This is a genomic window from Rhodococcus sp. 320_ES, assembly GCF_059691855.1.
The window spans coordinates 282,846-307,161 of sequence record NZ_JCAWAG010000001.1 but is presented as its reverse complement, the minus strand read 5'-3'; the positions used below and the strand labels follow the sequence as shown (position 1 = coordinate 307,161).

The window sequence follows — 24,316 nt, the reverse complement described above, 5'->3', positions numbered from 1 at the left end:
TCAGGGGCACCCTCGGTCGACCTGACGACGTGAGGGGCGCCCTGAGTCGATGGCGCGCGCCACTTCTTCTACAGTTAGTTAGGTGAACGATACAACCGTGTCTGTCGCCGCCCGCCTCGATCGACTTCCCATCGGGCGCATGCATCGCGTCGCCACCGCGGTGATCGGTCTGGGACTGTTCTTCGACCTCTACGAGAACTTTCTCGCAGCCACGATCTCGGGCGTGCTGAAGACCGACCTCGATCTGAGCCGGACCGAGCTGAATCTGCTGCTCGGGTCCGCGTTCCTGGGCCAGTTCATCGGCGCCCTCACCATGGGTCGCCTCGCCGACCGAATCGGCCGACGCCCGGCGTTCATGATCAACCTGGCGGTCTATTCACTGTTCTCGCTGCTGGGCGCCTTCAGCCCGAACGCCGTGTTCCTCGTCGTCACCCGTTTCGTCGCGGGCATCGGAATCGGCGCGGAATTCTCGCTCGCCGACTCGTACCTCTCGGATCTGCTTCCGAAGGACATGCGCGGCAAGTTCATCTCCATCGCCTATACCGTCGCCTTCTTCGGCGTCCCGACCGTGGGATTGCTGGCGCGCTGGCTGGTCCCGCAGCAACCGTTCGGTGTCGACGGGTGGCGGTGGCTGTTCGTCTTGGGCGGCATCGGATCGTTCGCCGTGTGGCTGGTGCGACGGGGGCTGCCGGAATCGCCTCGCTGGCTCGAACTCCAGGGCCGACACGACGAGGCCGACGCCATCACGACCGCGTTCGAGAACGAGGCGCGAGCAGCGGGACATGTTCTGGCCGACCCGGATCCGTCGATCGACGTCACCGCGGCACCCAAATCTTCGCTCCGCTCGCTGTTCCGACCGCCGCTGACCCGTCGAACCACGATGCTCTGGATTCTGTCGATCCTGGAGGTGTTCGGGTACTACGGGTTCGGCACCCTGGCACCGATCGTGTTGACGAGCAAGGGATTCGACCTGGTGACCTCACTCGGGTTCGTCGCACTCACGTATTTCGGCTACCCGATCGGATCCGCGCTGGCCGTCCCGATCGTCGAACGGATCGAGCGCAAGTACCTCGTGATGGCCTCCGCCGGCGGCATGGCCGCGTTCGGGCTCTGGTTCGGGTTCTCGGCGTCGGCCTGGTCGATCCTGGTCGCCGGCACGCTCTACACGATGACGAGCAATCTCTTCTCCAACGCCTACCACGTCTATCTCGCCGATTCCTACCCGACGTCGATCCGCGGAACCGCAACGGGCGCAGCCTATTCCCTGTCCAAACTGATGACCGGGGTGCTGCCGTTCGTGCTACTCCCGTTCCTCGACAAGCACGGTTCGGGGCCGGTCTTCGGGCTCGTCGCCGTCGCCATGGGACTGCTCGTGGTGAACGTCGCGGTCCTGGGGCACCGCAGTACCGGGAAGTCGGCCGACGACATGACGCTGTTCACCGCTAGCTGACGACTCCGAAAAGCAACTACTTCTTCTTGCTGTCCGCCGACGAATCGGTCGACAGCGCCGCCACGAACGCTTCCTGCGGCACGTCGACCCGGCCGATGGTCTTCATGCGCTTCTTACCGGCCTTCTGCTTCTCGAGCAGCTTGCGCTTACGGCTGATATCGCCGCCGTAGCACTTGGCGAGAACGTCCTTGCGAATTGCCCGAATGTTCTCGCGCGCAATGATCTTGGCGCCGATGGCGGCCTGGATCGGAATCTCGTACTGCTGACGCGGAATGAGGTCCTTCAGACGCGTCGTCATCTTGTTGCCGTACGCGCCCGCAGCGGCGCGGTGGACGATCGCCGAGAACGCGTCGACCGCTTCGCCCTGCAGCAGAATGTCGACCTTCACCAGGTCCGCTGCCTGCTCGCCGACCTCCTCGTAGTCGAGGCTGGCATAGCCGCGTGTGCGCGACTTCAGGATGTCGAAGAAATCGAAGATGATCTCTGCCATCGGAATCGTGTAGCGAAGCTCGACACGGGTTTCCGACAAATAGTCCATTCCGCCCAGCTCGCCGCGGCGGCTCTGGCACAGCTCCATGATCGAACCGATGAACTCGCTCGGCGAGATGATGGTGCACTTGACCATCGGCTCGAACACGTCGCGCGCCTTACCTTCCGGCCAGTACGACGGGTTGGTGACGATGTGCTCGGCGCCGTCGTCCATCTCGACGCGATACACCACGTTGGGCGACGTAGAAATCAGATCGAGGTCGAACTCTCGCTCGAGTCGCTCACGCGTGATCTCCATGTGCAGCAATCCGAGGAAGCCGCAGCGGAATCCGAAGCCCAGGGCAACGGACGTCTCCGGCTCGTAGGTCAGCGCAGCGTCGTTCAGCTGAAGCTTCTCCAGCGCGTCACGCAGAACCGGGTAGTCGGACCCGTCGACCGGATACAGGCCCGAGTAGACCATCGGTCGCGGTTCGCGGTACCCGGTCAGAGGCTCGGTCGCACCCTTGCGGGCCGACGTGACGGTGTCACCGACCTTCGACTGACGAACATCCTTGACGCCGGTGATGAGGTAACCCACCTCACCGACACCGAGTCCCTGCGTCGGCTTCGGGTCAGGCGAGACGATGCCCACCTCGACCAACTCGTGCGTCGAGCCGGTCGACATCATGGTGACCTTCTCGCGCGGAGTGATGCGCCCGTCGACCACACGCACGTAGGTCACGACGCCGCGGTACGCGTCGTACACGGAGTCGAAGATCATGGCCCTCGCCGGTCCGTCCGCGTCACCGACGGGGGCAGGCACCAGCTTGACGACCTCGTCGAGCAATTCCTTCACGCCGACGCCGGTCTTACCGGACACCCGCAGTACGTCACCCGGCTCGCACCCGATGATGTGCGCAATCTCGGCGGCGTAGCGGTCCGGATCGGCGGCCGGGAGGTCGATCTTGTTCAGGACCGGGATGATCGTCAGGTCCTTCTCGAGCGCCAGGTACAGGTTCGCCAGCGTCTGCGCCTCGATGCCCTGCGCCGCGTCGACGAGCAACACCGCACCCTCGCAGGCCTCCAGAGCGCGCGAGACCTCGTACGTGAAGTCGACGTGGCCGGGCGTGTCGATGAGGTGCAGCACGTGCTCCTGATCGCCCACCTTCCACGGCAGCCGCACGTTCTGAGCCTTGATGGTGATACCGCGCTCGCGCTCGATGTCCATCCGGTCCAGGTACTGGGCCCGCATCGAGCGGTCGTCGATCACACCCGTGAGCTGCAGCATGCGGTCGGCCAGCGTGGACTTGCCGTGGTCGATGTGCGCGATGATGCAGAAGTTACGGATCAAGGCCGGATCCGTGAACGTGGTGTCGGCGAAGCTGCTACTGATGGGGTTCTCCTCGGTGTCGAACCACCAGAATATCGGCTCCCGCGCGCTCGGGCGTACGGGGAGGACGATCCGTATTGTTCGGAGCTATGGCAAGCATGTGGCAGATCCTCGGCAAACTGGCCGTTCGCGAAGGTCCGCGGATCTTCCGGCAGCTTCAACGGTCGGGCGCGCTCGACAAGGTGACCGAGGCCATCGGCTCTCGAGCCGGCGCGACCAAGACCATCGAGCCGGCGAATCCGGGCCGCCCCGTCTCGTCCACGGCAGTGCCCACGGCCCACCGAGCGCGATCGGTCGAATACTCCCCCGACCTCGACGGCAAAGCCGATCCCGGTGAGATCGTGTGGACCTGGGTGACCTTCGAGGAGGACGCGAACCAGGGGAAGGATCGCCCGGTGCTCGTCGTCGGTCGCGACGGCGGCACACTCCTCGGCCTGATGCTCTCGTCGCAGGCCCGACGAGACGGCGAGCGCGACTGGCTTGCCCTCGGTTCCGGCAGCTGGGACCCCGAGCGTCGCCCGAGCTGGGTGCGCCTCGATCGTGTGCTCGACGTCCCCGAGAGCGGTATTCGCCGCGAAGGCGCCGTCTTGCCCAAGGACAAGTTCGACCTGGTGGCATCTCAGCTCCGGAGTCAGTTCAGCTGGCGGTGAGGCCGGCGCGATAGTTCGGGCACCTGCAATTGCCGGTGCCCGAACTTCGGGCACCACGGATCGTTCCGGGCACCCCCGATCGCCGGAGCCCGCAGCGAACCGGGGTGCCCCAAGGGACCGAGCCTCGAGCGCCCCGAACTACGCCAGCCGCGTGATCTCCACGACCACATCGAGTTCGGTCGACCCACCGCCCGAGAAGATGCCCTTCAGCGGCGGCACGTCCGCGTAGTCGCGGCCGATGCCCACCGAGACGTGTTGCTCGCTGATGTGCACGCCGTTGGTCGGGTCGTATCCCCACCACGATCCGGTCCACGCTTCGATCCACGCGTGCGACTGACCCTCGACGGCATCTCCGATGACCGCTTCCTTGGTCGGGTGCAGATACCCGGACACGTAGCGGCACGGAATTTCGATGCTGCGCAACATGAGCAGGGTCAGGTGCGCGTAGTCCTGGCACACGCCCTTCTTCTCGGCCCACGCCTCGACGGCGGAGGTGTGCACGTCGGTGGTGCCGGGAACGTAGGAGATCTCCTCGTTGACCCACTTCGCCACGGCGACGACGGACTCGTACGGATCGAGGTCCTTCGTCAACTTCTTGGCCACAGCGGCCAATTGGCGATTGCGCGGCACATAGCTGCTGTGTCCGAGGAGTTCGTCGAAACGGTCCTTGACGGCGTCCGTGGTGAGCTCGTCGAAGTTGAGCGTCTCCTCGGGCGGCACGAACGGATCGGTCTCGACGACGGACGACCCGGCCACTTCGAGGGCGGTGTGCGGTGCGTGCAGGTCGAATGCCGTGACGGCGGTGCCCCAGTAGTCGGTGTACCGGTACGAACGAGTGGCCGGATCGGTTTCGACGCGATTCAGAATCACGTTCTGCCGGTTGTCACTTCGCGGAGTCAACCGAGCTTCGTTGTACGACGACGTCACCGGGGAGTCGTAGTTGTAGCCGGTCGTGTGGACCACGCGCATACGCCAGCTCACAGTTCACCTTCCAATTGTGCTTCGTCGCTACTGGATCCGGCATCGGTCCACGCCACCCACGGGGCGGCGTGGAAGTACTGCGTCGAAATTGCCTCACCGATCGCGCGGCAGGTTTCCTGCAGGTCCATCAGTCGTTCCTGCAGGTCTTCCAGCAGCACGCCCGGCTGCAGGAATTCGAGTTCGCTTCGCGCGCGTCCCAGCAGTCGCTGCGCTTCCGCGCGGGCACCGACACGAGAGTTCGGGTGCTGATCCAGTCGGTCCAGCGAGTGTTCCGCCTGGGTCAACGCGTAGAACACCGAACGCGGGAAAAGCCGGTCCAGCAGCATGAATTCGAGCACGCGCTGGGCGTCGAGAGCGCCGCGGTAGGTACGCAGGTACGTGTCGTGCGCACCGGCAGAACGCAGCACCGTCACCCAGGCGGGCGACGTCGGGCGGTCACCGGCTCGGGCGAGCAGCAGTCGCACGGTCATGTCGACCCGCTCCACCGACCGTCCGAGAACGAGGAAGCGGTACCCGTCGTCGCGGCTCAGGGTCGAGTCCGACAATCCGGCGAACATCGCCGCCCGCTCCTCGACGAAGGTCAGGAACTCGTGCGGTCCCAGCCTTTTCGCGGCGCGGACGCGTTCGGTCAGCGCGTTGTACGTGGTGTTGAGGCATTCCCACATCTCACTGGACGTGACTTCGCGTGCGCCACGGGCATTTTCGCGAGCGCTGGCCAGCGAGTCGATGATCGAGCCGCTCCCCTCGCGCGAGAATGCCACCAACTCGGTCAGCGACCACACGTCCAAGCGCTCGTCCGGCTCCTCGAATCCCAGGACGCGCAACAGGATTCGCGATGTGTAGTCCGGGTCGACCGTCGCGTCTTCGAGAAGTTGGTGCACGGTGACGTCGAGGATGCGGGCCGTGTCGTCCGCACGTTCGACGTAGCGCCCGATCCAGTACAGAGACTCGGCGTTACGAGCGAGCATCAGCGGTCACCGTCCTTGCCGTACAAATCCCACCCCTGTTGCTGCTGTTGCTGTTGCTGCTGGATCTGCTGCATCGTCAGCTCCGGGCCCTGCTCCGCCATCGGGGACGCCGGTGGCTCGCTGACGATTTCGTCGCCGCCGAGTTCGCGCTCCTCCTCGGGCGCGGTGCGGCCGGCGAGCACCCAGGTGTCCTTGCTGCCGCCGCCCTGGCTCGAGTTCACCACGAGCGATCCCTCGGGCAACGCGACGCGCGTCAATCCGCCCGGAAGCACCCAGACGTCGTCACCGTCGTTGACGGCGAACGGACGCAGGTCGACGTGCCGCGGGGCGAGTTGGTCGCCGATCTTGGTGGGCACCGTCGAGAGCTGCACCACCGGCTGCGCGATCCACCCTCGCGGATCGGCGCGGATCTTCTTGCTGATCGTCGCGAGTTCTTTCGGCGAGGCGTCGGGACCGAACACGATTCCGTAGCCACCCGACCCTTCGACGGGTTTGATGACCAACTCGTCGACCCGGTCGAGAACTTCCTCGCACTCCTCGGGAAGCCAGCACCGGAAGGTGTCGACGTTGGCGAGCATCGGCTTCTCGTTCAGGTAGTAGTCGATGATCGTGGGCACGTAGGTGTAGGTGAGCTTGTCGTCACCCACGCCGTTGCCGACCGCGCTCGAGATGACGACGTTGCCGGCGCGCGCTGCGTTGACCAGACCGGCGACGCCCAGAACGGAGTCGGGGCGGAACTGCATCGGGTCCAGGTAGTCGTCGTCGATGCGCCGGTAGATCACGTCGACCTGACGCTCTCCTTCCGTGGTGCGCATGTAGACGACGTTGTCGCGGCAGAAGAGGTCTCGGCCTTCGACGAGCTCGACGCCCATGAGGCGGGCGAGAAGCGAGTGCTCGAAGTAGGCGGAGTTCGCCACACCGGGCGTCAGCACGACCACGGTCGGGTCGGCCTCGTTGATGGCTGCCGCTGCTCGCAGAGCGCGCAGCAGGTGCGAGGCGTAGTCACCGACCGCCCGCACGCGGTGGCTGGCGAACAGGTCCGGGAACACCCGCGCCATCGTGCGCCGGTTCTCCATGACGTACGAGACGCCGGACGGCGACCGGAGGTTGTCCTCGAGAACACGGAAGGTGCCCTCGGCGTCGCGAATCAGGTCGATACCCGCGACGTGAATGCGCACGCCGTTGGGCGGGGTGATGCCGTACGCCTCGCGGTGGAAGTGCTCGCACGAGGTGATCAACCGCTTCGGAACGACGCCGTCGCGCAGAATTTCCTGCTCGCCGTAGATGTCCGCGAGGAACATCTCGAGCGCCTTCACGCGCTGCTTGATGCCCTTCTCGAGGCGATTCCACTCGGCGGCAGCGATGACGCGCGGCACCGGATCGAGGGGAAACGGACGTTCCTGGCCCGACAGGGAGAAGGTGATGCCCTGGTCGATGAACGCACGGCCGAGCGCCTCGGATCGCGCTTCGAGCTCCGCGGCGTCGGACGGCGCGAAGGCTTTGTGAATTCCCTTGTACGGGGCGCGGAGTCCTCCACCGGAATCGAACATCTCGTCGTAGGCGAGGTCGTACTTGCCGATGTCGTCGTACCCGTCGAACACACCCGACTGCGATTGCGATTGTCGGCCCTTCGACTTGCTCTGGGACTGCGTGGACTTGTTCCGGGGCACCGTTGCAGATCGCGGACTCATGGTCGCCATGCTGCCTCAGGCGAGCCGCTTAGTCGCGATGGACATGTAAATTTCCGTAAATAAACCGAGGTCCGTCGGGTGGAACGGGTACGCAGGTCAACCGGATTGGGACGAACAGCTCCCCGCTGGTATTCTCGACTGTCGGCGCTCGGAGCGGTTGGATACATCACCGCCTGCGCTGAGAGACTTACGGTTATCAATCGAGCAAACAGAAGGAACTACGCGTGGCCAACATCAAGTCCCAGGTTAAGCGGATCGGCACCAACGAGCGTCAGCGTCTGCGCAACCAGTCGGTGAAGTCCTCGCTGCGTACCGTCATCCGTTCGTTCCGTGAGGCCACGGCCGAGGGTGACAAGGACAAGGCCCAGACCTTGCTCCTCACCGCCAGCAAGAAGCTCGACAAGGCAGCCAGCAAGGGTGTCATCCACAAGAACCAGGCCGCCAACAAGAAGTCGGCTCTGGCGCTTGCTCTGAACAAGCTCTGATCTTTCTCCACGCACGACGCACCGCCCCGGCACCTCGGCCGGGGCGGCTTTTGTTGCGTTCAGCGCTGTTGTATCAGCGCTGTGTTGTGTTCAGCGCTGTGAACTGAGTTCCGCGACGATGCCGACGGCCCGCTCGACCGCGTAGTCCGCGTCCGCCGCCTGCCCCTTCACGTCCGCGTTCAGTGCAGCGACAACCTGAAGGGCGTCGCCGATCCGAGCCGGGTCCCAGTTGCGGGCCTGCGCCTGCGCCTTCTTGATCTTCCACGGCGGCATGCCGAGCTGCGACGCCATACCGAACGGATCACCGCGTCCCGCCGACCCGACACGGGCGATGGTGTGGACCGCGTCCGCGAGCGCGTCGGCCAACAACACGTGCGGGGTCCCCCGCAGCATCGCCCACCGCAGCGACTCCAGCGCGCCGGCGAGATCGCCGCTGACCGCCTTGTCCGCGATGTCGAAACCCGAAATCTCCGCCTTGCCGGAGTAATAGCGCTTCACCGCCGCCACGTCGACCTTGCCGCCCGTGTCGGAGACCAGCTGTGAGCACGCCGCCGCGAGCTCGCGCAGATCGGATCCGACGGATTCGACAAGGGTGGTGATCACGTCCTGCGAGACCCTGGTCTCGTTCAGTGCCCGAAACTCCGCGCGTACGAAGTCCATTCGCTCACCGGGCTTGGTGAGCTTGCCGCACTCGTGCACCACCGCACCCGCCTTCTGCAGCGCGCCGACCATGCTCTTCGCGCGGCCGCCGCCGGAGTGCACGACCACCAGAACGACGCCCTCAGGCGGCGACGCAGCCGTGTCCTGGATCAGCGCGACCGCATCCTTACCCGCTTCGGCCGCTGCCTCGAGAATCACCACGCGGTCCTCCGCGAACAATGATGGGCTCAGCAGCTCCGACAGTTCGGACGCGCTGGTGTCGCCCGCGCGTAGGCGATCCACGGGCACGTCGCTGCCCGCTCCCGCCGTCGCGGCCCGCATGGCGGAGACGATCGCCGACACCGCGCGCTCCACCAGAAGCTCCTCGTCGCCGAGAACGAGGTGTAGCGATTCGGGGCGTCTCTGCTGCGAAGTCACGACCCGATCGTGCCACGACGGTCCGACAGAGCTGGAAAAGCGCAGCGACCCCGAGCACTCCGACGCCGACCACGATGGCGCCCACGAGCCCGGACGGCACGGCCACCGATGCGAAAGGCAACGACGCGGACTCGTCCGCCACCGTCAGCAGCCACCACAGCGGCGGGCCCGCCGCCCTCGCCAGCACCTCGGCCGCGGGGAGATACACCACGGCGACGACGGCAACACCCGCTCCGATGACCGTGATGGGACCGACGACAGGGGCCACCAGAACGTTCGCGACCACCGCGACCACACTGAACGAGCCGGCGAGTGCGGCAACGATGGGCGCCGTCACCGCGTGCGCCGCACACGCAACGGCCACGGCCGCGGCAACCGGACCGGGCAACACTTTCTCGAACCGGCGTGTCAGCACGGGTGCAACGAGAATCAGTGCGGCCGTTGCTGTTACGGACAGTGCAAATCCGAATCCGACGGCGAGAGCCGGGTCCACCGCCAACAACACGATCACCGCCGCCGCGAGCGCGGGCAAGGCATGTTTGCGACGTCCGGTCACGAACGCGAGAAGCCCGATCGACCCCATGACGGCCGCTCGCAGCACGCTCGGCGACGGTCTCGCGATCACGACGAAGGCCACGAGCACGACGGCGGCGACGACGGTGGTCGTGCGTGGGCCCACCGTGGCGACCCGCGCGGCGATCAGGACGGCTCCGATCAGGTACGTGAAGTTGGCGCCGGAGACAGCCGTGAGATGCGTCAACCCCGCCACCGTGAACGCGTCGACCACGTCCGGTGACAGCGCCGACGTATCTCCCACCACGATGCCCGGCAGCAATCCACCCGCATCCGGCTCGAGGGCGTCGTGCGAGGCGACGGCCAACCGCTCTCGCACTGTGTGCGCCCACCTCTGGAACCAGACGGGCTTTTCGGTCACCTCCAGTGGACCGGTCGAGCGCACCACGGCCACGGTGAGGTCGCGTCGCTGCGGCAGTGCGGCCCGGCCCCGGACGGTGATCGACTGGCCGACGACGGCCGACGCCCACGACTGCGCGGGCCCGAAGACGACCACCCGCCCGCCGACTGCGAGAGCGTCTGCGCCTATTCGCACGCTGCTCATGTCGACGCCGACGATCGCAGTCGGGGCGAAAGATGATCGCAGAACCCGAGGATCGTCGGCCACGGTGCCGGTGATGGTGACCGTGCGGCCGTCCACGGCGGCATCGCGTAGTGGGTTCGACTCCACCGCGGCGGCTCGAATGCCCACTCCCACAGCCATACACGACCCGAGCGCCCCGGCCGCCACGACCATCGTGGCGACGGTCGTCCAGCTGCGCCGTCGGGCGACGAGCACCGTCATCACGCACACGGCCGCGCCGATTCCGGCACACACCGCCGCCCACGATGCGCCGAGCACGAACGCAACCAGACAGACGAACCAGCACAGAATCGCGGACGGAACCAGCCGCGCGTCCAGTGGTGGGGCGTCGACCGGTTCTGTCACGGCGACACCAGATCTCGCAGTTTCTCCAGCCGCGACGGACCGATCCCGTCCACCTCGCTCAGTTGGTCGACACTGGTGAACGGCCCGTTGGCATCGCGCCACGCCACGATGGACGCGGCGGTCACGGGCCCGACACCCGGCAGTGCATCGAGTTCCGCCTCGGTGGCGTCGTTGAGAGACACCACACCGTCCTCGGCCGCAGCATCGTTCGACACGGATCGGGCCGGCGCTCCGACCACGATCTGGTCGCCGTCGGACACTTTCTGCGCCAAATTGAGGGCGGTCAGGTCGGTGCCGGGAAGGGCGCCGCCGCCGGCTGCGAGCACGTCTGCGACGCGGCTGCCCGGCGGCACGGTGACGAGACCTGGCCGCGCAATCGCCCCCACGACACTCACGACAAGATCGGCAGCCGCGGGCTCGTCCGACGGTGCGGGCGTGGATGCCACGACGGGTAGAGCCGGAACCGGTTGCGGCGCAGGGTGATCGCGCCAGACGAACAGTCCGGCCAGAACCACGACGGCGGCGCCGACCCCCGCCAGCGCCACCATCCCGCGCCGGCCTGGATCGATGCGGACCCTGCCGACCGGTTCCTCGTCGTCGATCTCGTCCCAGCCGTCGTCGTCGTACGCCGATTCGGGTTCGCGCGTGTCGAGTCGATGTCGGACGGATCGGATCTCGGGCGGTGCCATGGCACACGACACTAGGAACCGCGTGATCGCGCCGGGCGGCGAAAAGTGCCGCTGGAGAAAAGCTGTGGATGGCCGGGAGTCCTGTGGACGAGCGCGATGGCAGACCTAGCAGGGTTCGGCAGACCCTGCAGCGTCTGCCGAACGCTGGAAGGTCTGCCGAAATCGCCACGGGTGCACGCGGTCGGAAGTTGTGCACGATCCGTCTCGGATCCCGAGACAAATCCTGCACAACCAGCGCACTACCCCTTCAGCACACCCAACATCTCCTCCGCCACCCGCCGGTGCGCATCCCATCCCCAGTGAATACCGTCCGGATTGGCGTTGCCGGAGAGAAGGTCGTCGTAGGTCGCCGCTTTGAGGTCGACCAACGGAACCTCGTTCGCCGACGCCCACTTCGTGGTCGCCTGGACCGCCGCGGGCCGGCCGGGGTGCACCTTGCCGTAGGCGTCGCAGGTGTGAGTCGGCGGGAGGGTTCCGACGACGGGGAGGTCGGGCCGGAGGTTGGTCATCGCGGCCCGTATCTGTTCGAGATAGGAGACGCTGAGCTTCGGGGGCAGCGCGACGGGGCGACCGAGATGCGCGAGACGTGGCTGCGCCCAGCCGTATCCGGCGCGCACCACCCGGCGTAGCGCGGGGGGCCGGACATAGCGGATCTGCTCCCGAAACGCCGTCGGCAGCGGGGACGGAAGCGAATCCATCCCTCCCACAGCAAGTATCAGCGCACCGGCCCGCGGCACCGTCGCCCACACGCGCGGGTCCTGCGTGACGGCCCACCACGCGTCGCGCGCAGTCCAGCCGATCCGCGCCACCAGCTCGACGTCCCAATCCAGCTCACGCGCAACGATGTTCGGCCAGATGTCGGGGTGGTCAGCCGGCAGACCACCCTTGGGCCCGTAGTACGCGAGCGAATCCGCGAGGACGAGCAGAACGGGCCGACCCATCAGAGAACGTCGCCCGCCACCCGCGCGGCAGCGTTCCACACGTCCAGCCGCCATTCGGCGGGCAGGCCGGAGGCCGGTCGACTGTCCCTGCCGTGTCGCGTGACCTGAACCCAGCTGGCGTTGCCGAGCCCGCCGAGGACGGGCCACCGGTCGACCGGCAGGTCGAGCAGCGCGGCGGTCATCGCCGCGATCGTGCCGCCGTGCGCGACGAGGACGATGGGCCGATCTCCCCAGTCACCCTTCTCCACCAGCTCCTGGACCAGCGGCATCGACCGCGCTGCGACGTCGACGCGCGATTCGCCGCCGGGTGGCGCCAGGGACGCGTCGGCGCGCCACTGCTCACGCGCGCCCGGAGCGATGGCGTCGACCTCGTGGTGCGTCAGGCCTTGCCATTCCCCGAGGTGGGTTTCGCGTAGTCGCTCGTCCGTGGTGACCGGCAGTCCGACGGCGTCGCCGAGTGCGACGGCGGTGTCCAGCGCACGAGACAGATCGGACGAGATGATCTGCTGCGGAGCAAGTTCCGCGAGGTCGCGCGCTGCCTGCTTGGCCTGGCTGTGCCCGAGTTCGGTCAACTCCGTGTCGAGATGACCCTGCATGCGGTTGGTCGCGTTGTACTCGGTCTGTCCGTGGCGCAGAAGGATGAGCCGTCTCAAGCCTGATCCTCGGCCGCTTCGGTGGGGCGCTCGCCGAGACCGGGAACTTCGATCGTCGGGCAGTCCTTCCACAGACGTTCCAGCGCGTAGAAGTTGCGCTCGTCGTTGTGCTGGACGTGGACGACGACGTCGACGTAGTCGAGCAGCGCCCACCGGCCTTCGCGGGTGCCCTCGCGGCGTACCGGCTGGTGTCCGGCTTCGCGCAGCTTCTCCTCGATGTTCTCGACGATGGCGTTGACCTGACGCTCGTTGGGTGCGGAGGCGATGACGAAGCAGTCGGTGATCACCAGCTGATCGGACACGTCCAGGACCACCACGTCGGCGGCGAGCTTGTCGTCGGCGGCGAGCGCGGCGATGCGCGCGATCTCGGTGGCGTCGGCTGTTGCGGTCACTTAATTGTTCTCCTGGTTGATCGGTGTATCAGTACTGGTGGGCGGTGAGGTCGTGACGTATCCGTCGTGGCGGAGCTCGCCCTCGCGGCGGTACAGGTCCCGTTTGGAGATGTACTGCACCACTCCGTCGGGCACGAGGTACCAGACGGGACGATTCTCCCCCGCCCGCAGCCGACATTCCGTCGACGAGATGGCGAGAGCCGGAATCTCGACGAGACTCAACACGTCCTTCGGCATCCGCGCGAGATGCTCGGCGAGGTGTTCGGCACCGAGTTCGAAGCCCGGACGCGAGACTCCGACGAAGCGGGCGAGTTCGAAGAGTTCCTGCCAGTCCTGCCAGCCGAGGATGCTGCTCAGAGCGTCGGCTCCGGTGATGAAGTACAGGTCGGCGTCGGGGTGCTGGCGCTTGAGGTCGCGCAGAGTGTCGACGGTGTACGTGCTCTTGCCTCGATCGAGATCCACCCGGCTGACCGAGAAACGCGGGTTGGACGCCGTCGCGATGACGGTCATCAGATAGCGGTCCTCGGCGGGACTGACCGTGCGGTCGGCCTTCTGCCAGGGCCGCCCGGTTGGGACGAAGATCACCTCGTCGAGCCCGAAACGGTCGGCCACTTCGCTCGCCGCGACGAGGTGTCCGTGGTGAATGGGGTCGAAGGTTCCACCCATCACCCCGACACGTCGTCTACTCACGACTAGGCAGCTTACGTCTCACACCGGGAGCAACCGAGCGACGACGGCCGCGAGCTGCTGAGCGGAGCGGCACTCGTGCATCGTGATGACCTCCCGGTAGACGTCCGCCGCGGAGTCTCCCGACCCCCATTGCGCCCGAGGTTCCGGGTTGAGCCAGTGGGCATGCTTGGACACCGACACCATCCGGGCCAGGGCCTCGAGCTTGGGGTCGCGATAGTTGGTACGGCCGTCGCCGAGCACCAGGAGCGACGAGCGCGGGGAGACCACATGCAGGTGCCGCTCGGCGAACACCGCGAAGGAGTTCCCGTAGTCGGAGTGCCCGTCGTAAGTGATCAGGTCGGATTCGGCGATCATCCGCGACATCGACGACCCCAGATCGCCGTCGGAATCGAAGAACCGCGTGACCTCGTCCGTGGTGTCGATGAACGCGAAGACGCGCACTCGGGAGAACTGCTCGCGCAACGTGTGCACCAGCAGCAACGTGAACTGGCTGAAGCCGGCGACCGACCCGGACACGTCGCACAGCACCACCAGTTCGGGCCGCGCCGGACGCGGCTTGCGCAGCACCAGGTCGATCGGGACGCCGCCGGTGGCCAGGGACTTGCGCAGCGTGCGCCGCATGTCGATCGCACCCGATCGCGCGCGGGCCCGTCGCGCCGCCAGCCGACTGGCGAGCAACCGTGCCAGCGGGGCGACGTTGCGCCGGAGCTGATCCAACTCGGCGTCGGACGCGCGCAGGAAGTCGACCTCCTCGGCCAGGCGCGGCACCCCGTAGGAGGCGACGCGTTCCTTGCCGAGGACCTCGGCCGATCGGCGGCGGGTCTCCTTGCCGATCATCTTCTTGAAGTCCGCGATGCGCACGGCCGCAGTGCGTTTGGCCACTTCGGACTCGTAGTCGCCCACGTCTCCGTGCTCGGATCGGTCGGCTCGACCCAACAGCCCGTCTAGGAGCTTGGACAGGATGGCCCTCGGTTCGATCTCGCGGAGGGCCTGGTATTCGGAAAAGGAATCGCCGCTCGCCGTCGTGTACGTGCCCAGCTCGTCGACGATTCCGCTCACGAGCCGCTCGGTCAGCGCCATGGCCTCGTCGGATCCCTCGGCGAGCAGTTCGGCGATCAGATCGCGCAGGGCGTCGAGGTCGACGGTTCCGTCGGCCTTCCGCGGGATTGCCACGTCCGGATCGTCGTCCGGTGCCCCGATGCCCGACGGGAACCACAGGTCGAAGAGCGCATCGAAGGTCGCCCGGTGAGTGGGTTTGCGGAGCAGCGAGCACGCGAGGCCTTCGCGCATCACGTCCCGATCGAGGAGATCGAGCACGGACAGAACACGACCCGCGTCGACGGTCTCGGACGGCCCCACGTCGATACCGCGCCGGCGTAGCGCCTCGACGAAGTCCACGAGGTGTCCCGGCATGCCGAAGGGGGCCGGCTGCATCAGTTCAACCGAAGTTCGGCGCTCGCGCGCACCTGATCCGACCGGTGTTTGAGGACGACTCCGAGTGTGGATCGCACGGCGTCGTCGTTCAGGCTGTCCATGCCGAGCGCGAGCAGCGTGCGACCCCAGTCGATGGTCTCCGCCACCGAGGGCACCTTCTTGAGCTGCATCTGACGCAGCACGCCGACCGTGCGCACCATCTGCTCGGCGATGGCGTCGGGAAGCTCCGGAACGCGGCTCGCCAGGATGCGGCGCTCGAGGTCGGCATCGGGGAAGTCGAGGTGCAGGAACAGGCACCGACGCTTGAGTGCTTCGGACAGCTCTCGCGTGGCGTTGGACGTCAGCACGGTGAAGGGCCGGCGCGTGGCGACGATGGTTCCCAACTCGGGGACGGTCACGGCGAAGTCGCTCAACACCTCGAGCAGCAGGCCCTCGATTTCGATGTCGGCCTTGTCGGTCTCGTCGATCAGCAGGACCGTCGGATCGCTGCGCCGAATCGCGGTGAGAAGCGGACGCGTCAGGAGAAACTCCTCGGAGAACACGTCGTGCTTCGTCTCGTCCCAGACCTGACCCGAGCTGGACTGGATGCGCAGAATCTGCTTCGCGTGGTTCCACTCGTAGAGCGCGCGCGACTCGTCGACTCCCTCGTAGCACTGCAGACGCACCAGCTCCGCGTCCGCAGCGGTGGAGACGGCGCGCGCCAGTTCCGTCTTGCCGACACCCGCCGGGCCCTCCACCAGCAGCGGCTTGCCCAGTCGATCGGCCAGGAAAACCGCTGTGGCCGTCGCCTTGTCGGCGAGGTATCCGGTGGCGGCGAGGCGCGTGACGACGTCGTCGACTCCGGTGAAGAACGGAACGGCGTCGGGTGCTGCGTGATCCATGTTTTCCTTCGTCGACTCAGACGGGCCGGACGTGGCCGTCGCCCCAGACGATCCACTTGGTGGACGTCAGTTCCCGCAGACCCATCGGGCCGCGTGCGTGCAATTTCTGGGTGGAGATGCCGATCTCGGCGCCGAATCCGAACTGCTCGCCGTCGGTGAACGCGGTCGACGCGTTGACCATCACCGCGGCCGCGTCGACGCGCGCGGTGAATTCGCGTGCCGCCGCGAGATCGGCAGTCACGATGGCTTCGGTGTGGCCGGTGCCGTAGGTGTCGATGTGCCGCACGGCGCCGTCGACGCCCTCGACCACGGCCAGCGCGATGTCGTCGGAGAGGTATTCGTCGGACCAGTCGGACTCGGTCGCCGGAACCAGGCCGGGCAACGAACCGTGCACTGTCACACCGTGATCGGTCAGTGCCGACACCAATCGAGGGACTGCGACGTCGGCGATCGCGTCGTCGATCAGCACGGTCTCGGCGGCGTTGCACACACTCACGCGACGAGTCTTGGAATTGAGAAGAATGCGCTCGGCCATGTCCAGGTCGGCGGCGGAATGGACGTAGACGTGGCAGTTTCCGACGCCGGTCTCGATGGTCGGCACCGTCGCGTCACGGACGACGGCGGAGATCAGCCCGGCTCCGCCGCGGGGAATGGCGACGTCGACCAACCCGCGGGCCTGGATGAGGTGGGTGACCGTCGAGCGGTCCACGCTCGACAACAGTTGCACCGCATCGGGATTGATACCCCGCTCGACCAGGGACGCGCGCAACACCGCCACCAGCGCCTCGTTCGACTTGACCGCCGACGACGAACCACGAAGCAGCGCAGCGTTTCCCGACTTCAGCGTCAAGCCGAACGCGTCGACCGTCACGTTGGGGCGCGCCTCGTAGACCATGCCGACGACACCGAGCGGTACCGCGATCTGACGCGCCTCGAGGCCGTTGGGGAGAGTGCTGCCCTGGACCACGTTCCCCACAGGATCGGGAAGGGACGCAACCTGCCGCAGCCCCACGGCGATTCCGTCGACGCGGTCGGCTGTGAGCCGCAACCGGTCGAGTTGGGAGGGCGGTGTCCCGGCCGCGGTCGCGACGTCGATGTCCTCGGCGTTGGCGGCCACGATCGACGCCGACGACGCCAGCAACGCATCGGCTGCCGCGTGAAGCGCCGCGTCCTTGTCCGCACGGGTCAGCAGAGCGAGTTCACGAGAGGCGACGCGGGCGCGGCGGGCGGCGGCGTGCACGGCGTCGCGCAACGCCGTCTCGTCACCGAGTACAGCGTCGTCGACCAGCACGTTCTCGTCGGCGGAGGTGGAAGTCACACTCACACAGTAGGCGACAGCGGGTGGCAGTCCGGAATGCCTCCGTGATCTTCGCGGTTGGCACCGATGGATACGTAGTCGATTTTCGAGGAGCCGATGTGAGCACCCTGTTCGAGCCGTTGACCCTGCGTGAGGTCACCATTCCCAACCGGGTCTGGATGTCGCCGATGTGCCAGTACTCGGCCGACGTCACCGGGCCGGACGTCGGAACAGTCAACGGATGGCACAGGACCCACTTGATCAGCCGCGCCATCGGAGGCGCCGGCTTGATCGTGACCGAAGCCACGGCTGTCAGCCCGGAAGGTCGCATCTCACCGGCCGACCTGGGAATCTGGAACGACACGCAAGCCCGCGCGATCGCCGAGATCGTCGCCGAGATCGAGTACTTCGGCGGTGTGCCCGGGATTCAGCTCGCGCACGCCGGCCGCAAGGCGTCCACCGCCGCACCCTGGCGTGGTGGAAAGTCCCTCCGAACCACTGTCCGACCGGCCTCCGGCCTGCCCGCTCCTGACGATTCGCTCGCGTGGGAGACCGTCGCCCCGTCCGCTGTGGCGTTCGGCGACTACGCGACTCCGCGGGCGATGACCGTCGACGACATCGCGAAAGTGACGGACGATTTCCGCGCCGCGACCGAACGCGCCGTGCGGGCGGGGTTCAAGGTGATCGAGATCCACGCCGCGCACGGATACCTGCTGCACCAGTTCCTCTCACCCGCCAGCAACACCCGAACCGACGAGTACGGCGGATCGTTCGACAACCGCACCCGCATCGTCCGCGAGGTCGTGTCCGCCGTTCGCGAGGTCCTTCCTCCCGAGCTCCCGCTGTTCGTGCGAGTGTCCGCCACCGACTGGGTCGGCGAGGACAAGGGAGTCGACTCCGACACCTGGACGACGGATCAGACGATTCTGCTGACCCAGCAACTCGGCGAGCTGGGCGTGGACCTGATCGATGTGTCCTCCGGTGGCAACGAGCCGCACGCCAAGATCACCACCGGACCCGGCTACCAGGTCCCGTTCGCACGACGCGTTCAGAACGAGACCGAGGTGCCCGCAGCCGCGGTCGGCATGATCACCGAGCCCAAGCAGGCGCAGGAGATCATCGACACCGGCGACGCCGTCGCCGTGTTCCTCGCCCGTGAGCTGCTACGGGATCCGTACTGGCCGCGTCGTGCAGCCCGCGAACTCGGTGTCGACATCACCCCGGCAGCGCCGAAGCAGTACGGCCGGGCCTAAGGGTCCATTCGGGCACAGCGGTCAGGACGTCTTGATCGGCCCCGGGCTCCAGAACCCCGACCTCGACACGCGAGTCACGTCGAGCTGCGCGGGTACTGCCTCGGGGTCGATCGGCGTGTACTTCTCGATGTCGCCCCAGTCACGCGACCAGTCGTCCTTCAGGTAGGACGGCATCGATCGAGCCGACTGCAGACGGTCGATCCAGCCCAGCGGGCCGCCGCCGAAATGGTCCTGCCAGGCGTTGGTGGACACCGCGCCGGTGCGGTCGGGCTTGATGCGGTACTGCGGAATCTCGGCCACACCGTCGTGGTGCGTGATCATGTCCTGGCACGGGAAGTTCATGCCGACCGCCCAGTCGAGCAGCACCGGCGTGGTCGACCCGACCAGGTCGTTCAGCGTCTGCGTCTGCGGCACCCGAGGAGGCGTGACCGCGAGCCACTGGTCGGGATCCAGGCTCGGATCGGATACGACCAACCGGACGGTGTCGGCGTCGGACGGCAACTGGGACATGGGAACTCGCAGATTTCGCCAAGACGGCTGCGGTCCGATGTCGATGGGTGTCACGCGCCCGAGTGCCGTGACCGTCCCGTCGGGCCCGGTGCGTCCGTACTCGACCTCGAGATTCTGGCCAGGTGTGACGATGCCGTCTTTGTCGACGCTGCGGATCCGGCCGGCGGCCGCAATGGAGATGAGGTCGCCGCGCTCGCTCGGCAGGCGGTACCAGTCCGAGGTCAGCGACGCCGGGGTGGTGGCGCCGAAACTACCGAGGACGGGTGTGCGCGCCGGATCCAGGCCGAACGGAAGTGCCACCGAGCTGCCGTTCACACCGGACACGCCTGCGCCGCCGCCCGTTCCGGCCGAGGTGCTGGTCTCGGTATTCGTCTGAGACGGATCGTTCGTCACCGAGTTGGCCGTTCCCGCAGCGGCTTCGGACTCGTCCGACGTCAGGTCTCCGGCCACTCCGTTGGGGGTGAAACCGACGGAATCGGTGCCCGCCAGTCCAGCGGCGACGTCGCCCGACAGCGGAGTGAGCATCGACGCATTCGGGTCGGTTTCGACGAGGACGTCGTTGGCGAGCCCACACGAATTGCCCATCAGCGCATCGACGTTCGAGCGGCCGACCGAGTAGGCCGGGTACTGCGTGACCGCACCCTTGGCGAGGGACAACACCTCGAAGAGCACCACGGCCGCGGCAGCCACGGTGAGCGGCGGGATCTTCCAGAGCCTGGCCGTCGGCGTTCCGGGGTGCGTGTAGGGATCGCGCACATGGAAATACAGCGCGGCCAGCAATCCCAGGACCGTGAGCCCGAGGAAGCCGGTCGACAGACCGTGTCCCGAGATGGACGGTGGCTTGTCGAACCACGGCACCCCGTAGCTCGAGACGTACCAGTATCCGTTGGGACCGCGGAAGTCCAGGGCGAGGAGGAAGAGGACACCCGAGGCGAACAACAGCCGGTTGCGACGCGACCGCACGACGGTCGGCCCGACTGCGACGGCCAGCAGGACCGCCATCGACCCGGCCAGACCGGCGTACACGCCGAAGTGGTGGGTCCACTTGGTGGGCGTCCACATCATGAGAAGCATGGCGCCGATGGTGATGCCGATCAGCCGGCGCGCTGGACCCCCGGCGGTACCGGGGATACGTCCGTGCTTGCGCAGCATCACGGCGATGGTGACCACGATCGCGGTGACCAGAACGAACACTCCGAATCGGCGCGCGAGGGAACCGTCGGGCGTCGGGTTCATCAGGTACTGGTAGCGGAGGTACTCGTCGAACCACGCCACGTTCGGCCCGGCTGCCTCGTGCGCGGCCTGCATGACCGGCACGGTGGCGAACGGCTGGTCGGCGAAAACGGCCACCAGCACCGCGGTACCCGACGCGATCAGCGGCAGAACCACGGCGAGAATGCCGGATTCGCGTGCCCGGTCGGTGACGATGCGCACGATCGGTCGCAGCCCGGCGATCAGCGGTGCCAGACAGATCAGTCCCGACGGCCCGGCCGTCAACGTGAAGGCGGCGGTCAGGATCGCGGTGGCGGCCGGCAGCAGTCGGTGCGTGGCAATGGCCCGTTCGACGGAGCACCACGTCAGCAGCACACCCATCGCGACGACGGGCTCCGGACGCAGACCGTTGTTGTAGGGAAGCCAGAACGCGAGGAACACCAGCGCGCCGGTCCACATCGGCACCCGCGCGATCCGCGACGCCCGGCCGAGACGCGGCACCACTTCCCGGCTGATCACCAGCCACGTCACGATCCCGGCGATCAGCGCCGGAATGCGCATCCACACGCTCGCCGACGTGACGTTGGTCATCAGAGCCAGGAGGTCGTAGTAGGGCGTCCCGAACGGGGTCTCCGGCACCCCGAAGTAGCGGAAGAAGTTCGACATGTAGCCGGCGCCTTCCGACACCCGAGCCATGCCGAGGAGGTAGCCGTCGTCGGCCGTGTTGGCGCCGATGATGTGCCACACCAGGAGGGTGCCGACGACGACCGCGTCGGCGACACCGAACTTCCACCACCCCGAGGGCAGGAATCGTCGTGCTCGCCTGCCGTCGAGCGAATCGATCCGGTGCAGGGCGACGAGCGCCACCAGGGTCGCCAGGACTCCGACGATCATCGCGAGAAGCTTCAGCACCGTCGGTGTCGACGTGAACCGGCTGTCGATGTTCGCCGTCGCCGTCATCCCCGCCGGAACCGTCTGCAGGTCGGTGAAGATGCCGGACAGCTGCGGCCGGTCGTCGACGGGGCGTACGACGGGATCGCGCCCGGTGAGTGTGACCGTGGTGGCCGCGGACGTCGAGTCGATCGTGATCGAGCACCCGGCGGGTAGTTCGGAGACAGGCACCGACAGCAGCTCGGTGTTGCGTTGAACAACGCTCAGAGTGGAGTCCGAGACCGACACGATCAGTCCGTACCGCTCGGCGTCGGGCGAGTTCTTCGGATTGGTGGATAGCAGCAGCCCGTCCTGTGTGGCGGCCGCGCACGGGATCGTCGCGTCGAACGAGGTCGGGGTGTACTCGATCAGCGGTGCGGTGACGCTGGCGGCGGAGTCGTTCTGCGGCCAGTTCAGCGTCGTGTCGTCGGTGGTGACGGGGAGAAAGGGCACTGCGACGGTGAGAACGATCCCGACGATCGCCGCCACGATGGCGACAAGCCGAGGTGTGATTCGTTCCCGCACGCGTTGCCTCCCGGCGTCGATTCGGATTGCCCGAGGCAACGTACCAGCAGCGACGTGAGCGATTCCTGAGACAACGGGGCTGTCAGGGCCAGCCGATACCCTTCGTTGCATGACCACCGCGGACATGACCAGCGAAGGATCCAGCCGGGCGCCGGCCTCCCCGCACCTGCGCGACCGCGCCGAAGAGCTGCTGCGCGATCTCGCCGGACCGTCCGCCGTCCTCCGCGACGATCAGTGGACTGCCATCGAGGCGCTCGTCGTACATCACCGCCGCGCCCTCGTCGTGCAGCGCACCGGATGGGGAAAGTCCGCGGTCTACTTCATCTCCGCGCGATTGCTGCGCGAGCAGGGATTGGGGCCGACGGTCATCGTCTCCCCTCTTCTCGCTCTGATGCGCAACCAGGTCGCCGCCGCCGAGCGGGCCGGAGTGAAAGCGGCCACCATCAACTCGGGCAACGTCACCGAGTGGGACGAGGTGCACCAGAAGGTGAACTCGGGTGAACTCGACGTTCTGCTCGTGAGTCCGGAGCGCCTCAACAATCCGGACTTCCGGGACCAGGTTCTCCCGTCCCTCAGCGCGGACGCCGGTCTCGTCGTCGTGGACGAGGCCCATTGTGTCTCGGACTGGGGCCACGATTTCCGCCCCGACTATCGCCGCATTCGCACCCTGGTGGCCGAATTGCGCGACGGCATACCGGTTCTCGCCACCACCGCGACGGCCAACGACCGGGTGGTCGACGACGTCGCAGCGCAACTCGGTGTCGGCGGTGCGGACACGACCATTCTGCGCGGCGGCCTCGAACGCGAGTCGCTGCATCTGTCGGTGGTCCGTATCCCCGATCCCACTGCGCGGATGGCGTGGTTGACCGAGCACCTCGAGACACTGCCGGGATCGGGCATCGTCTACACCCTCACCGTGGCCGCAGCGAACGATCTCGCGGCACTGCTGCGCGACCGCGGCCTGACCGTCGCGGCCTACACCGGGCAGACCGATCCCGCGGAACGTGAAGTGGCAGAACAAGATCTGCAGGAGAACCGCGTCAAGGCTCTCATCGCCACGTCGGCGCTGGGAATGGGATTCGACAAACCCGACCTCGGTTTCGTGGTCCACGTGGGCGCCCCCTCGTCACCGATCTCCTACTACCAGCAGGTCGGCCGCGCCGGCCGCGCAACCGATCGCGCCGAGGTGGTGCTGCTCCCCGGTCCCGAGGATCGCCAGATCTGGAGCTACTTCGCCTCGGTCGCCTTCCCACGCGAACACGTCGTGCGGCGTGTGCTCGAGGTGCTCGACCCGGACAAGCCCCAGTCCACGCAGGCGCTCGAACCGATGGTCGAGCTCAACCGGACGCGGCTCGAGATGGTGCTCAAGGTCCTCGACGTCGACGGCGCCGTCCACCGCGTGCGCGGCGGATGGCTCGGCACCGGTCAGCCGTGGACCTACGACCGAGAGCGCTACGAGCGCCTCGACGAAGCCCGTCTCTCCGAGCAGCGGGCGATGATCGAGTACGAGAACACTTCCGAATGCCGCATGGCGTTCCTGCGGCGCCAGCTCGACGACCCCGGCTTGACCGGCGATCCCGAGAAGGACAGGTGCGGGCGATGCGACAACTGCAGCGGCGCAACGTATTCGGTCGACGTCGATGCCGCTGCGGTCGAGTCGACCCGCAAGCGTCTCGACCGTCCGGGCCTCGACTTGCCGTTCCGCAAGCAGTGGCCCACCGGATTGAAGAAGGTCGGCGTCGAACTGTCCGGCAAGATCACCGACGGTCCCGAGACCGGACGGGTGCTGGGGCGCATGTCGGACCCGGTGTGGGGTCCGCGGCTGCGAGCGCTGGTCGACGGCCCCGACGAACCGGCACCCGACGCATTGGAGAAGGCGTGCATCACGGTCCTGGCGAACTGGACGTGGGAGACGCGCCCCACGAGCGTGATGGTCATGGATCGCCCGGGCCACAACGTTCTGCTGCGCGATCTCGGTGAGCGATTGAGCTCGGTCGGCAGGCTGACGAACCTCGGTGTCCTGGCCATGCGTCCGGACCTGCCGCCGGTATCCGCCGCCAACTCGGCGTTCAAGGTCGCCGGTCTGGTCGACGCGTTCGATCCGCCGGATCTGTCCGCTACCGATGGACCCATTCTGCTGCTGGATCTGCTGTCGGACACCGGGTGGACGCTCACCATGGCGGCTCGCGCGCTTCGTCACGCCGGCGCGGACGCGGTGTTGCCCTTCGCGTTGGCGACTCCGAAATGA

General features: G+C 67.0%; 19 protein-coding genes and 1 pseudogene. 5 read left to right on the top strand and 15 right to left on the bottom strand.

Features of this window, described 5'->3' with window-relative positions:
* Positions 1–82: 82 nt before the first annotated feature.
* Positions 83–1,450 (top strand): MFS transporter, encoded by a 1,368-nt coding sequence (locus AC59JP_RS01490; RefSeq protein WP_497323850.1) that lies wholly within the window; start codon positions 83–85, stop codon positions 1,448–1,450.
* A gap of 16 nt (positions 1,451–1,466) precedes the next feature.
* Here AC59JP_RS01490 and lepA read toward each other — a convergent pair whose 3' ends face one another.
* Positions 1,467–3,344, bottom strand: coding sequence for a translation elongation factor 4 (lepA, locus tag AC59JP_RS01485; protein WP_497324834.1), 1,878 nt, complete (start codon positions 3,342–3,344; stop codon positions 1,467–1,469).
* A gap of 53 nt (positions 3,345–3,397) precedes the next feature.
* Between lepA and AC59JP_RS01480 the strand changes: the two genes are divergently transcribed.
* Positions 3,398–3,958 (top strand): type II toxin-antitoxin system PemK/MazF family toxin, encoded by a 561-nt coding sequence (locus AC59JP_RS01480; protein WP_497323849.1) that lies wholly within the window; start codon positions 3,398–3,400, stop codon positions 3,956–3,958.
* A 138-nt stretch (positions 3,959–4,096) separates the two neighbouring features.
* On the opposite strand, the gene AC59JP_RS01475 is transcribed toward AC59JP_RS01480, so the two are convergent.
* The 3 genes from AC59JP_RS01475 to AC59JP_RS01465 are packed head-to-tail and all read right to left on the bottom strand — an operon-like array spanning position 4,097 to position 7,457.
* On the bottom strand, positions 4,097–4,939 hold the full coding sequence (locus AC59JP_RS01475; RefSeq protein WP_497323848.1) for a transglutaminase family protein: 843 nt from the start codon (positions 4,937–4,939) through the stop codon (positions 4,097–4,099).
* The gene (locus tag AC59JP_RS01470; RefSeq protein WP_497323847.1) at positions 4,936–5,907 is read right to left on the bottom strand and encodes an alpha-E domain-containing protein; all 972 of its coding nucleotides are present in this window, start codon (positions 5,905–5,907) and stop codon (positions 4,936–4,938) included. Before AC59JP_RS01470 ends, AC59JP_RS01475 begins: the two co-directional genes overlap by 4 nt.
* Positions 5,907–7,457: a circularly permuted type 2 ATP-grasp protein gene (locus tag AC59JP_RS01465; protein ID WP_497324833.1), complete on the bottom strand. Its 1,551-nt coding sequence runs from the start codon at positions 7,455–7,457 to the stop codon at positions 5,907–5,909. Before AC59JP_RS01465 ends, AC59JP_RS01470 begins: the two co-directional genes overlap by 1 nt.
* Before the next feature lie 365 nt (positions 7,458–7,822).
* On the opposite strand from AC59JP_RS01465, the gene rpsT reads away from it, so the two are divergent.
* Complete coding sequence (gene rpsT, locus AC59JP_RS01460) at positions 7,823–8,083, top strand: 30S ribosomal protein S20 (protein ID WP_497323846.1); 261 nt, start codon at positions 7,823–7,825, stop codon at positions 8,081–8,083.
* A 90-nt stretch (positions 8,084–8,173) separates the two neighbouring features.
* Here the strand turns inward: rpsT and holA are convergent, their stop codons facing one another.
* The 10 genes and pseudogenes from holA to AC59JP_RS01410 form a co-directional block, all read right to left on the bottom strand.
* Positions 8,174–9,160 (bottom strand): DNA polymerase III subunit delta, encoded by a 987-nt coding sequence (holA, locus tag AC59JP_RS01455; protein ID WP_497323845.1) that lies wholly within the window; start codon positions 9,158–9,160, stop codon positions 8,174–8,176.
* Positions 9,161–9,206: 46 nt separating this feature from the next.
* A pseudogene (locus AC59JP_RS01450) lies at positions 9,207–10,574 on the bottom strand (ComEC/Rec2 family competence protein); the annotation flags it as partial.
* Positions 10,575–10,657: 83 nt separating this feature from the next.
* Complete coding sequence (locus AC59JP_RS01445) at positions 10,658–11,350, bottom strand: ComEA family DNA-binding protein (RefSeq protein WP_497323844.1); 693 nt, start codon at positions 11,348–11,350, stop codon at positions 10,658–10,660.
* Positions 11,351–11,589: 239 nt separating this feature from the next.
* Positions 11,590–12,291, bottom strand: a complete 702-nt coding sequence (gene octT, locus AC59JP_RS01440) for a diglucosylglycerate octanoyltransferase (protein WP_497323843.1) — start codon at positions 12,289–12,291, stop codon at positions 11,590–11,592.
* A complete protein-coding gene (locus AC59JP_RS01435; RefSeq protein ID WP_497324832.1) occupies positions 12,291–12,887 on the bottom strand; it encodes a histidine phosphatase family protein in 597 nt (198 codons plus the stop codon). The genes octT and AC59JP_RS01435 overlap by 1 nt, the downstream gene beginning before the upstream one ends.
* Positions 12,888–12,940: 53 nt before the next feature.
* Entirely contained in the window at positions 12,941–13,336 is a 396-nt protein-coding gene (rsfS, locus tag AC59JP_RS01430) for a ribosome silencing factor (protein WP_497323842.1), read from the bottom strand.
* Positions 13,337–14,026 (bottom strand): nicotinate-nucleotide adenylyltransferase, encoded by a 690-nt coding sequence (nadD, locus tag AC59JP_RS01425; protein ID WP_497323841.1) that lies wholly within the window; start codon positions 14,024–14,026, stop codon positions 13,337–13,339.
* Between the two features lie 18 nt (positions 14,027–14,044).
* On the bottom strand, positions 14,045–15,460 hold the full coding sequence (locus tag AC59JP_RS01420; protein ID WP_497323840.1) for a vWA domain-containing protein: 1,416 nt from the start codon (positions 15,458–15,460) through the stop codon (positions 14,045–14,047).
* On the bottom strand, positions 15,460–16,341 hold the full coding sequence (locus tag AC59JP_RS01415; protein WP_497323839.1) for an AAA family ATPase: 882 nt from the start codon (positions 16,339–16,341) through the stop codon (positions 15,460–15,462). Before AC59JP_RS01415 ends, AC59JP_RS01420 begins: the two co-directional genes overlap by 1 nt.
* 16 nt (positions 16,342–16,357) lie before the next feature.
* The gene (locus AC59JP_RS01410) at positions 16,358–17,629 is read right to left on the bottom strand and encodes a glutamate-5-semialdehyde dehydrogenase (RefSeq protein WP_497324831.1); all 1,272 of its coding nucleotides are present in this window, start codon (positions 17,627–17,629) and stop codon (positions 16,358–16,360) included.
* 128 nt (positions 17,630–17,757) lie between these two features.
* On the opposite strand from AC59JP_RS01410, the gene AC59JP_RS01405 reads away from it, so the two are divergent.
* Positions 17,758–18,891 (top strand): NADH:flavin oxidoreductase/NADH oxidase, encoded by a 1,134-nt coding sequence (locus tag AC59JP_RS01405; protein WP_497323838.1) that lies wholly within the window; start codon positions 17,758–17,760, stop codon positions 18,889–18,891.
* Positions 18,892–18,912: 21 nt separating this feature from the next.
* Here AC59JP_RS01405 and AC59JP_RS01400 read toward each other — a convergent pair whose 3' ends face one another.
* On the bottom strand, positions 18,913–22,179 hold the full coding sequence (locus AC59JP_RS01400; protein ID WP_497323837.1) for an arabinosyltransferase domain-containing protein: 3,267 nt from the start codon (positions 22,177–22,179) through the stop codon (positions 18,913–18,915).
* On the opposite strand from AC59JP_RS01400, the gene AC59JP_RS01395 reads away from it, so the two are divergent.
* Complete coding sequence (locus tag AC59JP_RS01395) at positions 22,178–24,316, top strand: RecQ family ATP-dependent DNA helicase (protein ID WP_497323836.1); 2,139 nt, start codon at positions 22,178–22,180, stop codon at positions 24,314–24,316. The genes AC59JP_RS01400 and AC59JP_RS01395 overlap by 2 nt on opposite strands.

Excerpts from the sequence above, each read along its gene's own strand:
- AC59JP_RS01480 (WP_497323849.1), top strand. The coding sequence starts at position 3,398 with ATGGCAAGCATGTGGCAGATCCTCGGCAAACTGGCCGTTCGCGAAGGT.
- AC59JP_RS01470 (WP_497323847.1), bottom strand. The coding sequence starts at position 5,907 with ATGCTCGCTCGTAACGCCGAGTCTCTGTACTGGATCGGGCGCTACGTC.
- AC59JP_RS01465 (WP_497324833.1), bottom strand. The coding sequence starts at position 7,457 with ATGTTCGATTCCGGTGGAGGACTCCGCGCCCCGTACAAGGGAATTCAC.
- AC59JP_RS01445 (WP_497323844.1), bottom strand. The coding sequence starts at position 11,350 with ATGGCACCGCCCGAGATCCGATCCGTCCGACATCGACTCGACACGCGC.
- octT (WP_497323843.1), bottom strand. The coding sequence starts at position 12,291 with ATGGGTCGGCCCGTTCTGCTCGTCCTCGCGGATTCGCTCGCGTACTAC.
- AC59JP_RS01435 (WP_497324832.1), bottom strand. The coding sequence starts at position 12,887 with ATGCAGGGTCATCTCGACACGGAGTTGACCGAACTCGGGCACAGCCAG.
- AC59JP_RS01420 (WP_497323840.1), bottom strand. The coding sequence starts at position 15,460 with ATGCAGCCGGCCCCCTTCGGCATGCCGGGACACCTCGTGGACTTCGTC.
- AC59JP_RS01415 (WP_497323839.1), bottom strand. The coding sequence starts at position 16,341 with ATGGATCACGCAGCACCCGACGCCGTTCCGTTCTTCACCGGAGTCGAC.
- AC59JP_RS01395 (WP_497323836.1), top strand. The coding sequence starts at position 22,178 with ATGACCACCGCGGACATGACCAGCGAAGGATCCAGCCGGGCGCCGGCC.
- AC59JP_RS01400 (WP_497323837.1), bottom strand. The coding sequence starts at position 22,179 with ATGCAACGAAGGGTATCGGCTGGCCCTGACAGCCCCGTTGTCTCAGGA.